The organism is Rhizobium sp. LARHSG275 (assembly GCF_052871115.1).
On the sequence record NZ_JBIXJN010000002.1, the window covers coordinates 269277 to 283964 of the forward strand.

The following is a 14688-nucleotide window of genomic DNA, read 5'->3' on the forward strand; positions in this document are numbered from 1 at the left end:
ATTATGCGGAATTGACCGGAGTGCTCTAACGTCTTGCTTGGGCCTTTTCCAGCATCTGCCCGAAAAATATCAATTCCGGTGCCAGCCCCCTTGGCAAGCCAGGGAATAGTGGCTAAAAATAATGCAGTTCTATTGTATGCCCGAAAGATAATCATTTGATTTCCCAGGACCTCGCAGCGCCTTTCCGAATCGGACCCGTGTCTGTGCGGAACCGCGTTGTGCTGGCGCCGATGTCCGGCGTCACCGACATGCCCTATCGCGAGCTTGCCTGGCGCTTCGGCGCCGGCCTCGTCGTCACAGAAATGGTGGCGAGCCGTGAACTGGTCAACGACACCGCCGAATCCTGGTCGCGGTTCAGCGCTGCCGGCTTCCGGCCGCATATGGTGCAGCTTGCCGGGCGCGAGGCGCACTGGATGGCGGAGGCGGCCAAGATCGCCGCCGATCACGGCGCCGATATCATCGACATCAACATGGGTTGCCCGGCAAAGAAGGTGATCGGCGGTTATTCCGGCTCGGCGCTGATGCGCGAGCCCGATCAGGCGCTCGGCCTCATCGAGGCGACGGTCAAGGCTGTCGACATTCCGGTAACGCTGAAGATGCGCCTCGGCTGGGATGAGAATTCCATCAACGCGCCTGATATCGCCCGTCGCGCCGAAGCCGCCGGCATCCAGCTTGTGACCATTCATGGGCGCACCCGCATGCAATTCTATGAAGGCCGCGCCGATTGGGATGCTATCCGCGCCGTACGCGAGGTGATCTCCATTCCGCTGATCGCCAATGGCGATGTCGAAACCGCTGGCGACGCGCAGGAAATATTGCGTCGCTCCGGCGCCGATGCCGTGATGATTGGCAGGGGCTGTCAGGGCAGACCGTGGCATGCCGGCGTCCTTGCCGGTGAGCCCGAGCCGCGACGCCAGGAGATCGCCGATATCGCCGTCGAACATTACCGGATGATGCTGGATTTCTACGGCGAAGCGGTGGCGATCCGCCACGCCCGCAAGCACCTTGGCTGGTATCTCCAGCGTTTCGCCCCGGCTCTGTCAGGCGCTGAAAAGGCGGAGATCATGACCTCGCGCGATCCGCGCGAGGTGGCCGCGCGCCTTTATGATGCGCTGGCTGTGAATATTGTCGACAGCCGGGAGGCGGCATGACGAAGGATATGATATCTCCGTCCGATCACGCCGGCGGGACCGTCGCCATGGCCGTACTGAACGCCATCCAGAACCCGGTCATCATGGTCGACGAATCCGGTTTCGTCGTTTTCGCCAATTGGGAGGCGGAGGCCTTCTTCGGTGCCAGCGCCTCGCATCTGGCGCGTTACCGCATCTCGACCTTCATCCCTTTCGGCAGCCCGCTGCTTGCCCTCATCGACCAGGTGCGCGAGCGCAAGGCGCCGGTCAACGAATATCGCGTCGACCTGAGTTCGCCCCGCCTCGGACAGGACAAGCTCGTCGATCTCTACGTCGCCCCGGTGCTCAGCGAGCCCGGCGCCGTCGTCATCGTCTTTCAGGAACGCTCGATGGCCGACAAGATCGACCGGCAGCTGACGCATCGCGCCGCCGCCCGCTCGGTGACCGGCCTTGCCTCGATGCTGGCGCATGAGATCAAGAACCCGCTCTCTGGTATACGCGGCGCTGCCCAGCTGCTCGAACAGTCTGCGGTCGACGAGGATCGGGCGCTGACCCGGCTGATCTGCGACGAGACCGATCGCATTGTCTCGTTGGTCGACCGTATGGAAGTCTTTTCCGACGAACGTCCTGTCGACCGCATGCCGGTCAATATCCATTCCGTGCTCGATCATGTGAAGGCGGTCGCCAAGGCAGGTTTTGCCCGCAACATCCGGGTCACCGAGAGTTACGACCCGTCGCTGCCGGCCGTTTATGCCAATCGCGACCAGCTCGTCCAGGTCTTCCTCAATCTGGTGAAGAACGCCGCCGAAGCGGTCGGCGATCGGCCGGACGGCGAGATCATGCTGACGACCGCCTATCGCCCGGGCATCCGTCTTTCGGTCGCCGGCACGCGCGAGAAGATCTCGCTGCCGCTGGAATTCTGCGTCCACGACAACGGCCCCGGCGTTCCCCTCGATCTGTTGCCGCATCTCTTCGATCCCTTCATCACCACCAAGCCGAACGGCAGCGGCCTCGGGCTGGCGCTGGTCGCCAAGATCATCGGCGATCACGGCGGCATCATCGAATGCGACAGCCAGAACAGCCGCACGACATTCCGCGTTCTCATGCCGGCGTCGAAGGACGCCTCGCTTGAAGACGCTTCTATAGCAAGCTCGACAGGACCTTCTCGATGACAGCCACGATCCTCGTTGCAGATGATGATGCGGCCATCCGGACCGTGCTCAACCAGGCTTTGAGCCGCGCCGGCTATGACGTTCGCATCACCTCCAACGCCGCTACCCTCTGGCGCTGGATTTCCGCGGGCGAGGGCGATCTGGTCGTCACCGATGTGGTGATGCCCGACGAAAACGCCTTCGATCTGCTGCCGCGCATCAAGAAGGCGCGGCCCGACCTGCCCGTCCTGGTCATGAGCGCCCAGAACACCTTCATGACCGCCATCAAGGCCTCGGAAAAAGGCGCCTACGACTATCTGCCGAAGCCCTTCGACCTCACCGAGCTGATCGGCATCATCGGCCGGGCGCTGGCGGAACCGAAGCGCAAGCCCGCCAAGCTCGAAGACGACATGCAGGACGGCATGCCGCTCGTCGGCCGGTCGGCGGCAATGCAGGAAATCTACCGCGTGCTCGCCCGGCTGATGCAGACGGACCTGACGCTGATGATCACCGGCGAATCCGGCACCGGCAAGGAACTCGTCGCCCGCGCGCTGCACGACTACGGCAAGCGCCGCAACGGCCCGTTTGTTGCAATCAACATGGCGGCGATCCCGCGCGACCTGATCGAATCCGAACTTTTCGGCCATGAGAAGGGCGCCTTTACCGGCGCGCAGACCCGCTCGACCGGCCGTTTCGAACAGGCCGAAGGCGGCACGCTGTTCCTCGACGAGATCGGCGACATGCCGATGGACGCCCAGACACGGCTCTTACGCGTCCTGCAGCAGGGCGAATACACCACCGTCGGCGGCCGCACGCCGATCCGCACGGACGTGCGCATCGTTGCCGCCACCAACAAGGACCTGAAGCAGGCGATCAACCAGGGTCTCTTCCGCGAGGACCTCTATTACCGCCTCAATGTCGTGCCGCTGCGCCTGCCGCCGCTGCGCGATCGCGCCGAGGACATTCCCGATCTGGTGCGCCATTTCATCCAGCAGGCCGAAAAGGAAGGCCTCGGCTCCAAGCGTTTCGATCAGGAAGCGCTCGAACTGATGAAGGCCTATGCCTGGCCGGGCAACGTCCGCGAACTGGAAAACCTCATCCGCCGTCTGATGGCGCTCTATCCGCAGGATGTCATCACCCGCGAGATCATCGACGCCGAACTTCGTTCCGACGTGCCTGACAGCCCGATCGACAAGGGGCCGATCCGCAGCGGATCGATGACGATCGCACAGGCGGTCGAGGAGAACATGCGCAGCTACTTCGCAGGCTTCGGGGACAATCTGCCGCCGCCCGGCCTCTATGACCGCGTGCTGACGGAAATGGAGTATCCGCTGATCCTCGCAGCCCTGACGGCGACACGCGGCAACCAGATCAAGGCCGCCGATCTTCTCGGTCTCAACCGCAACACCTTGCGCAAGAAGATCAGGGAACTTGGCGTCTCCGTCTACAGGAGTTCCCGCACTGCCTGAGTGTGTTCGCGCTCGCATCGGGCCGGCATGCGGCCTGATGCCAGAATTGGCGCCGCGACGGGCTGGCGAGAAATCGTGGGCTTCATGGACGACTTCATCGTTCAAACCCGGTCTGCTGTTCCAGGCGTCGTACTCAGAAGTGGATAACGACGCCGAGGATCGGACCCTGCTGGACGACGTCGAAGACAAAGCCGTCATTGTCGTAGTCGACGCCGAGTGCGCGGTATCCCGCAACGGCCGAGATCGTATCGGTGAACTTGTACCCGACCGCGAGCGCCACATCCCAGTCGAGATCCGCGCCGCCGGCACCGACGTTTGTCGAATGCGTTCGTCGGGTTTCTGTGCCAGTTGTCGTGACGGTAGCGCTACTGCGGCTGAAGGGCCTTGGAGCCGTCGATCGGCAGCGACATGGTCGCCAGCACCTCGTCCCTCACAAGCAGCCCGGCCGTTTGCAGATCGGCAATCATCCGCGACCGGTCCTGTGGCTGGAAATTGCGCACCTTGAGTTCGGCCACGATGTTCGGAATGAAGTCGGGTCTCATTTCGTTGAACCGCGCGGCCTCTCTGCGGGCGTCCTCGATCATTCCAGCGTCGACGTAGATGACGGCAGCCACCGCATGGAATAGCGGGAACTTCTGCAGGTCCGCCTGCCTGATCTCGATGACTGCGGTCTTGTCGTCGTGCAACATGTAGGCTGCGAGTGCGCGCGTTCCGCGATAGTAGCCGCCGCCGGCAGGGTTGAGATCAATGGCACGATCCAGCAGCGCTGCCCCGCGCTGCCACTCCCCGCTCATCGCCAGCCGGGTACCAAATTCTGCCAGCAATTCGGTGTCGTTCGGATTGGTCGCCAGTGCCCGTTCGCCGATCTGAAGTGCCTCCGAAACCCGCTGGCTGAAAAACAACGCCGTCATCAGCGCCTGAAGGGCGCGGGTGTTGCCGGGATCCAGTTGAACGGCACGGCGGGCGGCTTGAAAGCTGCGATCTATCGGCGTGGACGAAATGGGCTTCCGGTTGAACCTGAAACGATCCTCGTCAAGATAGACTATCTACAACATCGCCCAGGCGGTCGCAAAGGATGGATAGCGGGCGACAGCACTTTCGAGGCAGTTTCGAACCTCTCCGTGCCGCTCGCTGCTTAACTCGGCACGGTAAGCATAAAAGCTAAGCGTGCAGCCGTAGATGCCGAGATCATCAGGCGGCGGATTGGAAACATCGGCCTGGGCCATGATGCCATAGGGCTGCGCCACGGCGGTCGCAACCTTGTTTGCGACGTCGGACTGGATGGTGAACAGGTCGCGGACGCCGATGTCGTCGTCGTAGGTCTGCGACCAGAGGATCTCATCGGTCTGCGTGTCGAGCAGACGTGCCGTCACACGCACTCGGCTTCCGGAGACGCGAACACCGCCTGCCAGCAGGAAGCGTGCGCCAAGTTCCCCGCGAATCCTCGATGTCTCCACTTCTGGCGGCAACGATTTGGACGTCTCGCGACCGAAGACCTTGATCTCCTTGAAGCGGGGAAGGGCAGTGAGGAGTTCCTCGGTCAGGCCCGTCGTGTAGAGTTCCGCCTGAGGACCATCACCGAGATTGGCAAATGGAGCGATCACCAATGTCGGTCCGTCAGATCCCGTTATGTGGGCAGTCGCAAACGGCCAGATCGAGCCAAATCCAACGGAGGTCAAGCCAGCCAGGGCTGCAGCGCCGCCCGCGATCACGATCAATCCAAGGACCACTGCCCATCTATATCCTCGTAAGCCGGGAAAGAGGGAATAGGCGCGCTCCGGTGGCAGACTTTGGTCTTCAGCATCGGGATTGTCATCGCTCGGGCAAGTCCAGGCAAAGGTCGGCACGTAACCGCCTTTCGGAATGTCTATTCGGATCGGATCGTGTTGACCTGCTGTAAAATAATAGCGCTCGAGCACCCGCCTGAGCCTTCCGGCCTCGATCCGCACAACCGGATCATCCTGTGTGAATCCGTTGGAGCGCTTGAAGACTTCGACGGCGATGGAGTAACCCTTGATCCGGTCTGCGCGGCCTGCAAGCGTCTCCTCCACGGCATAGGTGAGAAATGCCGCACTCCGGCCGACATGCGGAAATTGCGGGCTGGTGATGATTCGCTCAAGCTGAGCCCGAACATCATCGTGGGTCGGTAGTGGTCGCGTCGAAACCGGCGCGATATCGCGCCTTGATGGCAATGAATCCTGCACGACTTGCTCCTCACCCGCTCTTGAGGGACGTGACTACCAGAGATTTTATTAACTATCCCTTTTGTAACCTACCGCAGAAACCGATCCTCGTCCATCAAAGGCGGCGCATCGAGCCTGTTCGATGACTTCGCAGATCGAGGGAAGGGGACTCCAGGCGCGTGAACCGCGGAAGCGGACATCGCGTCTTCGCCGCCTCGTAGCAGCCCGCGACCCGAAGCGGCCAAAGCCGTTAGTGACCACGCAAGGGGCCACGACGACTCGGTCTAACGCGCCCGCCAGATAGCAAGCAAGCACCACAGGGAAGTCGCCGCGTGATAGAGGATCGCGGGGAACAACAGGATGCCGATCATCTCCAGAACGAGAGCGGAATAGATCAGGACGGCCGTGGTCAGGAGATTGTAGAGCGCCACGCCGACGAGGAGCCCCAGGGTGCCTCGCCTGTCTTCGGCGTCACGCCCACCCCAGCTTGCTGCGGCAAGAGCGAGCAGCGCCGCACCGCAGATCCGCGCAATCAGTGGTGCCTCCGAAGCAACCGGCCTTGCCTCAAACAGCAGAACGAAGAGGATCGATGGCGCCACGACAAGCCCCAGTCCCGTCGCACCTTCGGCGATTGCGAACAGGGTCAGAAGCGTGTGTCGGTGAGCTGTGTTCATGGCGCAGAATCCCCGTGCCTAGGTCAACGTCACTTTCGGCACGGGCCGCGACGGGCCGCTCTGCGCAGAACCTCTTTCATCAAGGTTGCGGCTGAAGTTCTATCCTCAAGCTGCTCAGCTTGCCGTCGAAGGCGAACGGTGCCTGGTAGTCGTTATCGTCGACACCGGTTCCCGTGTCGGAGCCGATATCAAAGGTTTCACTCGCCTCGAGAGCAAAGGGAATGGTGTTTGGGAAGATCCCGCTTGCCGCCTCGGCGCCGTCGATCGTGATTGTCCCCTTGCCACCTTTACCGAGGCCGGGCCCATCGGACTTGAAGGAGAAGCCGAGATTGTGCTTTCCAGGCGTCAATGCCGCTGCGCCCTCCACCCTCGGCCGGGCGAGATCCAATAGGTCATAGACAAAGATTGGCTTCCCTTTGAGCAGGTAGAAGCCCCATCCCCCGAAGCGCCCGCCTGCAGTCACAAGCATGCCGTTGCCGCCGCCCGCGGGCACATCGATATCGGCCGTGATCGTGAAGGACTTGTTGAGGACGCTCGGTGCCGTCCCAAGGGGCACGCCGACGATGGGTTTCGTGTAGATGAAATCATTACGTCCGGCGACGATGCTCGGTCGCGGGAGAATGAAGCGCGTCAAGGCCGAGGCGTCCAACGGCAGAACCTGGTACTTCGCAGCCTCGATCCAGAACAAATCCTGCAACTCCTTCAGCTTGCCGGGATTGGTGGCCGCCAGATCGTTGTTTTGCGTCCAGTCCTTGGACAGGTCGAACAACTCCCAGGTCACGCCGTTGACGATGTCCTTCGGGATCGGAGCCGTTCCGTTCCAAGGTTCCCGATAGGGCAACGTGGAGGCAATCCACCCATCGTGATAGATCGCGCGATTGCCGAACATCTCGAAATATTGGGTCGAATGTTTCGATGGCGCATCGGCGTTTGCCTTGTCGAATGTGTAGGCCAGGCTCACGCCTTCGATCGGCGTTTGGGTGATCCCATTGACTGCATCAGGAGCACGGATGCCCGTCACTTCCAAGATCGTCGGGACGATGTCGATGACATGGTGGAACTGGTTGCGCACCCCACCCGGATCTTTGATGTGGCCCGGCCACGCAATGGCCATACCGTTACGAATACCCCCAAAATAGGAAGCGACCTGCTTGGTCCACTTGAAGGGCGTATCGAAAGCCCAAGCCCAGCCGACCGAATAATGCGGATAGGTCAACGCCGACCCCCAGGCGTCATAGAATTTGAGCTGGTCCTGGACGGGCACGTCGACGCCGTTGAAGAACGTCATCTCGTTTGGCGTTCCAGCCGGGGAGCCTTCCGCGCTCGCGCCATTGTCGCCGCTGATAAAGATAATCAGCGTGTCATCGAGCTTGCCCATGTCCTCGACCGCTTTGACGACCCGGCCGATTTCATTGTCGGTATAGGCGAGGTAGGCTCCGTAGACGTCGGCCTGGTGGATGAAGAGCTTCTTCTCGTCAGCCGAAAGGACGTCCCACGGCTTGATGAGCTTATCCGGCCAGGGTGTCAGTTGCGCATCCTGAGGGATAACACCCAGCCTCTTCTGGTTGGCGAAGATTTGGTCGCGCAGCGCATTCCATCCCTTGTCGAACAGATGCAAGTCGCTGATCTTTTTGATCCAATCGGGGGTCGGGTGATGAGGCGCGTGAGTCCCGCCCGGTGCATAGTAAAGGAAGAATGGCTTCTTGGGATCGAGCTGATTGAGTTGGTTGAGATAGTTGATGGCGTCGTCCGCCATATCTGTCGTCAGGTTGTAGGTAGGATTGTTCAGATAGGGATAGACACGCGTGGTATTGCGGTAGAGGTCCGGTTGCCACTGGTTGGTCTCGCCGCTGACAAAGCCATAGAAATATTCAAATCCCATTCCGATGGGCCATTGATCGAAGGGACCCGCCTGGCTGGTTTGGAAAGATGGCGTGTTGTGATTCTTGCCGAACCACGATGTTGCATAACCATTTGCCTTGAGGATTGTGCCGACCGTATCCTTGTCCGCGGTAATGACGCTGTCGTAGCCCGGATAACCGGTCGACGCCTCGCTGATCACACCGAAGCCGACTGAATGATGATTGCGGCCCGTGATCAGAGCGGCGCGTGTCGGGGAACACAGCGATGTCGTATGGAAGTTCGTGTAGCGCAGGCCTATGTTGGCAATCCGGTCGAGTGTTGGGGTCGGAATGACCCCGCCGAAGGTGCTCGGGGCCGCAAATCCGACGTCATCTGTCAAGATCAGCAAGACGTTGGGCGCACTCTTGGGCGGCACAACCTGCGGCTGCCAATATGGCGTCGACTGAAGCGCGTCGAGATTTGTCGTGCCGCCAAACTGCCCTGGCGGTGGCGGGATCTGTCGGCCGTCGATTGTGATCGTTGCGCTCGGCGTGCCGGGTGTTCCATTGATGACTTGAGCTGACGCATTCGTCCCGCCAACGGAAAAAAATGTAAGCGCAGTGCCGCCTAATAGGGCAGCCAAAGTCAGGATACTGCTTTTCATCTCGATTCCCCCCGGCAATCGATCCCGCGTGATGTGGACCGTTTTATTCGGGGAGGGTATGGCGAGTACTGCGAGCGCGCCAGTAACATACAGTATGCACTGTTGATCCGCGTTCGCTTCGACAGTCACACTCGAGAACACGTTGCGGACCTTATTTCCGGGCAACGGCCGAACGAGTGATCGTCCCGCTGCAGCTGCGCCGGATTGACAGATACTACCGTATGATACGGGCAAACCTCTCTTCGAGCGAATATTGTTGCGGACGGGCGCTGGTCACACCGAAGCCGAGCGCGAATTTGCTTATGAAGGAAGTTCAGCATCGGCCAGCTCGACCAGGGCTTGGACGAAGCACAGGCTCACGGGTGGACGATTGTCGACACGAAGGATGACTGGAAAGCCGTCTATTGACCGATCAGAATGAAAGGTCTTGTTACCATCGGTGGCTTATTCCGCCGACGCGACATGTGGCCATGACGCCGCCTCACACGCGCTTGACACATCTGAAGCCGACATGACTTGTGGACGTGTCCTCTGGCTCGGCATGTCTGGCGGCCGGACGATAGCGCCTGCAGTAGTTCGGCGCGCAAAGGTGGGACCCGCCCTTGAGGACGCGCCGCGGGATCCTGATCTCAGGCAGCCGCGGATCGTAGCTGGCGTCGGCGTCGCCTCCGCGGGGATTGCTGGGGATGCAGCATGAATGGCTGGCAGGCTCGGGATGGCGTGTCGACCAGAAGTCAGAGGTCCATTCCCAGACATTGCCGATCATGTCGTAGATGCCGTAGCCGTTTGATGGAAAGGATCCGACCGGCGACGTTCTGTCCGCACCGGCTGGCTTTGTGCTCAGCGTAGGGAAGGTACCCTGCCAGGTATTGGCCATGAGCTTTCCTTCGGGGTTCAACGCGTCGCCCCAGGCAAATTCCGCTTCATCAAGGCCGCCGCGCGCAGCCAGCTCCCACTCTGCCTCGGTCGGCAGATCTTTTCCCGCCCAAGCCGCATAGGCCTTGGCGTCGCTATAGGCGATATGAACGACGGGATGATCGAGCTTGCCGCGGATGTCGGTGCGACCGCCGTAAGGGTGTCGCCAGTCCGCGCCGAATTTAAACGACCACCATTGGGTAATGTCGGGGCCGACGACGGCTTTCGGCGGGGTGAACACCAGAGATCCGGCTCGCAGCATTTTGGGAAGCGCTCCAGGATAGTCCTCGGCACGGGGAGCCCTTTCGGCGACGGTCACATGTCCGGTGGCGTTGACGAATGAGGCGAACTGCCGGTTGGTGACAGGGGTGGCGTCGATCCAGAAGCCGTCGACCGTCACCGGATGGGCGGGGGCCTCCTCCACATAATGCTCGTTCGATCCCATGGTGAAGGTGCGGCCGGCTACCCAGACCAGACCCTGAAATCCCGCGTCGTCCACCGCGCGGCGGTCAGGCATCATTTTCGTCATCCTCGCAGCTTATCGCCGTTAATCTAACCGTACGTGTCCCCGATCTTCGATCAAGATAACTATCCCTCACAGCCGCGTTCTTGAAGTAGGTTACAGTAAAATACGCGACCCTGCCGAGTTCTATCGAGCCACGGAAGTCGCGGAGATGATATCGCGTCAGCACGGATGTCGCCTTTCACGCTATCGGTATTTCTGGGCGGCTTTCGCCCGGACATTGGTTCCTGCCTATCGGCGGTTTCGCCCGTAGGTTACGGATCGAGGGCTTGCCGAACCAGGCCTTCGAACTGAAGGCGCTCATTGTGGCGGACGAGGTCAGCGCAGCTTGACAATGTCCGAGATGCGTTGCATTTTCGCCACAATGCGTTGCTTAAAGGTCACGCAAGGGTTTAGACATTCGCTCCCGATCGAGTCGTTGCAACGCTGGCTTCTTTAAGCCGGCGTTTCCTTGGTTTCGATCGGATGGCGAGGCGGCAAGTGCCGTCTGAAGAGAGGCCGAATGACGCAGGATGGGGTATCGCCGGCGGCGGCGGGCGAGACGGTGACGACGGTGACCGATCGCCGCGCCCTTTTTGCCGTGCCCGGCCTCGTGCTCGCCGGCGGCGCGCTTCTCTGCGCCACGGCGACACTTTTCGTGCTGCTCGGTCTGACGCCGATCGCGCCGACGTCACATGTCGTCATCACCTCGGTGATCGTCAATTCCTTCTTTGTCCTGACGCTGCTGGCCTTGATCGCTCGCGAGGTGGCAAGGCTGCTGAAAGCCCGCACCCGCGGCCGTGCGGCAGCGCGCCTGCATATCCGCATCGTCGTGCTTTTTTCGATCGTCGCCATCACGCCGGCGATCCTCGTCGCCATCTTCGCCAGCATCACGCTGAATGCCGGTCTCGATCGCTGGTTTGCCCTGCGCACCCAGTCGATCGTCAGCTCGTCGCGGAATATCGGTCAGGCCTACATGATGGAGAATGCCAGCTATCTGCAGGGGCAGACGGTCTCCATGGCCAACGACCTGGAGCGCAACCGCGCGCTCTACAGTCTCGACAGGACGGGTTTTGCCGACCTGATGACCCGCCAGGCGAGGGGCCGCGGCCTGCTCGGCGCCTTCCTCGTCGAGCGCGACGGCTCGGTGATCGTCCAGGCCGATATCGCCACTGAAAAGCCGCTGCCGGCCATTCCACAGGACGCGCTGGAAAAGGCGGCTGCCGGCCAGCCGACACTGATCCCGCCCGGCGTCACCAATCTCGTCGGCGCCATTATCAAGCTCGATGCCATCCAGGGCACCTTCCTTTACACGGTGCGCGCCGTCGATCCCAAGGTAATGGGCGCCATGCGCATGATGGAGGAGAACGCCACCGAATACCGCTCGATGGAGGCCAACCGCTTCTCGCTGCAGGTCGCCTTCGCCGTGCTCTATATTGGCTTCGCGCTGATCGTGCTCTTGGCGGCGATCTGGACCGCGATCGCCGTCGCCGACCGCATCGTCCGGCCGATCCGCCTGCTGATCACGGCGGCCGACAGTGTCGCATCGGGCAATATGGACATCGTCGTGCCGGTGCATGCCGTTGACGGCGATGTCGCCAATCTCTCGCGCACCTTCAACAAGATGATCTCGGAAATCCGCACCCAGCGCGACGAGATCCTTGAGGCCAAGGACGAGGTCGACGACCGCCGCCGCTTCATCGAAGCGGTGCTGTCGGGCGTCACCGCCGCCGTCATCGGCGTAGAGCAGGACCGCCGCATCGCCATCGTCAACAGTTCGGCCGAGACGCTGATGTCGCTATCGGCGGGCGAGATGCTCGGAAAGCAGCTGGTCGACATTGCGCCCGAGGTCGATCACGTGCTGACCGAGGCGGCGGTGCGTTATCGCGGCGATTTCCGCAAGCAGATCGCGCTGGTACGCGGCGGCACCGTGAGGACATTGAGTGTGCAGGTCACTCGCGAAGAAGTGCGCGACATGAGCGAATCCTACGTGATTACGCTCGACGACATCACCGACCTCGTCATCGCCCAGCGCTCGACCGCCTGGGGCGACGTGGCCAGGCGCATCGCTCACGAGATCAAAAACCCGTTGACGCCGATCCAGCTGTCCGCCGAGCGCATCCAGCGCCGCTACGGCAAGCAGATCGACCAGGGCGACCGAACCGTCTTCGACCAGTGCACGGATACGATCATCCGCCAGGTCGGCGATATCGGTCGCATGGTCGACGAATTCTCCGCCTTTGCCCGCATGCCGAAGCCGACCAAGGAGCCGAGCGATCTGCGCAATATCCTGCGCGACGCGATCTTCCTGCGTGAGATGGGCAACCATCACGTCACCTTCGAGCAGGATTTCGGCGACCAGCCTCTGGAGGGCCTGTTCGACAGTCGCATGCTCGGCCAGGCTTTTGGAAATCTCATCAAGAATGCCGTCGAATCGATCGAGGCCGTTCCGAGCGACGAGCGGGACGAACGCAAGGTTCTCGTCCGCGCCGCCCTCGATACCGGCCGCGACCGCTTCACCGTCGACGTGATCGACAATGGCCGCGGCCTGCCGGTGGAGAACCGCCACAGCATTCTGGAACCCTATATGACGATGCGTGAGAAGGGCACCGGCCTCGGCCTCGCCATCGTCAAGAAGATCATCGAGGAACATGGCGGGCAGCTGGAGCTGCATGATGCGCCCGCCGATTTTGACCGGGGAAGAGGGGCCATGATCCGCGTGCATCTGCCACGCCTGGATCCGACGCCTGCTCCCGCAGCCAATGACAAGGAAAGCGTTTATGGCCTCTGATATTCTCGTCGTCGACGATGAGCACGATATTCGCGAGATCGTTTCCGGCATTCTCTCCGACGAGGGACACGAGACGCGCACGGCCCATGACAGCGACAGCGCGCTGGCGGCGATTTCCGATCGCGTACCGCGGCTGATCTTCCTCGATATATGGATGCAGGGCAGCAAGCTCGATGGCCTGTCGCTGCTTGACGAGATCAAGACGCGCCACCCGGAACTGCCGATTGTGATGATCTCCGGCCACGGCAACATCGAGACCGCTGTCTCGGCGATCAAGCGCGGCGCCTTCGATTTCATCGAGAAACCCTTCAAGGCCGACCGGCTGATCCTGATCGCCGAACGGGCGCTGGAGAATTCCAAACTGAAGCGCGAGGTTTCCGACCTGAAGCGCCGCACCGGCGATGCGCTGGAGTTGATCGGCACCTCAGTTGCCGTTTCGCAGCTGCGCCAGACGATCGAGAAGGTTGCACCGACCAACAGCCGCATCATGATCCTCGGCGCCTCCGGCTCCGGCAAGGAACTGGTGGCGCGGATGATCCACAAGAAGTCGGCCCGCGCCAACGGCCCCTTCGTCGCGATCAACGCCGCCAACATCACGCCCGAACGCATGGAAGTGGCGCTGTTCGGCACCGAGGGCACACCCGGCCAGGCGCGCAAGATCGGCGCGCTCGAAGAAGCCCATCGTGGCATCCTCTATCTCGACGAAGTCGGCGAAATGCCGCGCGAGACGCAGAACAAGATCCTGCGCGTGCTGGTCGATCAGCAGTTCGAGCGGGTTGGTGGTTCCAAGCGCGTCAAGGTCGATGTCCGCATCATCTCCTCGACCGCCTATAATCTTGAGAGCCGCATCGCTGAAGGATGGTTCCGCGAGGATCTCTATCATCGCCTCGCTGTCGTGCCGGTGCGTGTGCCGGCCCTTGCAGAGCGACGCGAGGACATTCCCTTCCTCGTCGACCAGCTGATGCGCCAGATATCCGAGCAGGCCGGCATCCGTCCGCGCCGCATCGGTGATGACGCCATGGCCGTGCTGCAGGCGCATGATTGGCCCGGCAACATCCGCCAGCTGCGCAACAACATCGAGCGGCTGATGATCCTTGCCCGCACCGACGGCCCGGATGCGCCGATCACCGCCGACATGCTGCCGACCGATCTCGGCGACATGCTGCCGAAGGTTTCCGCCAAGAACGACTATCACATCATGACGCTGCCGCTGCGCGAAGCCCGCGAGATGTTCGAGAAGGATTACCTGATCGCCCAGATCAACCGCTTCGGCGGCAATATCTCGCGCACCGCGGAATTCGTCGGCATGGAGCGTTCGGCGCTGCATCGCAAGCTGAAGTCGCTCGGCGTCTGATCCTTTCCGGCGC

8 protein-coding genes and 2 pseudogenes are annotated in these 14688 nt (G+C 61.5%); 5 read left to right on the forward strand and 5 right to left on the reverse strand.

The features are described from left to right. Positions 1-131 precede the first annotated feature (131 nt). Genes dusB through ntrC form a run of 3 tightly spaced genes read left to right on the forward strand, consistent with a single transcriptional unit; the run spans position 132 to position 3750 of the window. Complete coding sequence (gene dusB / locus ACIPSK_RS03290; RefSeq protein ID WP_162118801.1) at positions 132-1151, forward strand: tRNA dihydrouridine synthase DusB; 1020 nt, start codon at positions 132-134, stop codon at positions 1149-1151. Beyond that, complete coding sequence (locus tag ACIPSK_RS03295) at positions 1148-2302, forward strand: two-component system sensor histidine kinase NtrB (protein ID WP_017964171.1); 1155 nt, start codon at positions 1148-1150, stop codon at positions 2300-2302. The genes dusB and ACIPSK_RS03295 overlap by 4 nt, the downstream gene beginning before the upstream one ends. Then, positions 2299-3750, forward strand: a complete 1452-nt coding sequence (ntrC, locus tag ACIPSK_RS03300) for a nitrogen regulation protein NR(I) (protein ID WP_017964172.1) — start codon at positions 2299-2301, stop codon at positions 3748-3750. Before ACIPSK_RS03295 ends, ntrC begins: the two co-directional genes overlap by 4 nt. A gap of 133 nt (positions 3751-3883) precedes the next feature. Here the strand turns inward: ntrC and ACIPSK_RS03305 are convergent. From ACIPSK_RS03305 to ACIPSK_RS03325, 5 genes and pseudogenes are all read right to left on the reverse strand, one after another. Then, positions 3884-4063 (reverse strand): annotated as a pseudogene (locus ACIPSK_RS03305) (hypothetical protein); the annotation flags it as partial. 52 nt (positions 4064-4115) lie between these two features. Continuing rightward, positions 4116-5954, reverse strand: a pseudogene (locus ACIPSK_RS03310) (adenylate cyclase). A 263-nt stretch (positions 5955-6217) separates the two neighbouring features. Further along, the gene (locus ACIPSK_RS03315; protein WP_162118756.1) at positions 6218-6607 is read right to left on the reverse strand and encodes a hypothetical protein; all 390 of its coding nucleotides are present in this window, start codon (positions 6605-6607) and stop codon (positions 6218-6220) included. Positions 6608-6686: 79 nt separating this feature from the next. Then, a complete protein-coding gene (locus tag ACIPSK_RS03320) occupies positions 6687-9113 on the reverse strand; it encodes an arylsulfatase (RefSeq protein WP_162118755.1) in 2427 nt (808 codons plus the stop codon). Between the two features lie 481 nt (positions 9114-9594). Then, positions 9595-10548 (reverse strand): formylglycine-generating enzyme family protein, encoded by a 954-nt coding sequence (locus tag ACIPSK_RS03325; protein WP_162118754.1) that lies wholly within the window; start codon positions 10546-10548, stop codon positions 9595-9597. A 505-nt stretch (positions 10549-11053) separates the two neighbouring features. Between ACIPSK_RS03325 and ACIPSK_RS03330 the strand changes: the two genes are divergently transcribed. Together ACIPSK_RS03330 and ntrX are read left to right on the forward strand one after the other, a co-directional pair. Then, positions 11054-13321: a sensor histidine kinase NtrY-like gene (locus tag ACIPSK_RS03330; protein WP_017964178.1), complete on the forward strand. Its 2268-nt coding sequence runs from the start codon at positions 11054-11056 to the stop codon at positions 13319-13321. Next, entirely contained in the window at positions 13311-14675 is a 1365-nt protein-coding gene (gene ntrX, locus ACIPSK_RS03335; RefSeq protein ID WP_017964179.1) for a nitrogen assimilation response regulator NtrX, read from the forward strand. The genes ACIPSK_RS03330 and ntrX overlap by 11 nt, the downstream gene beginning before the upstream one ends. The last annotated feature ends 13 nt before the right edge of the window (positions 14676-14688 follow it).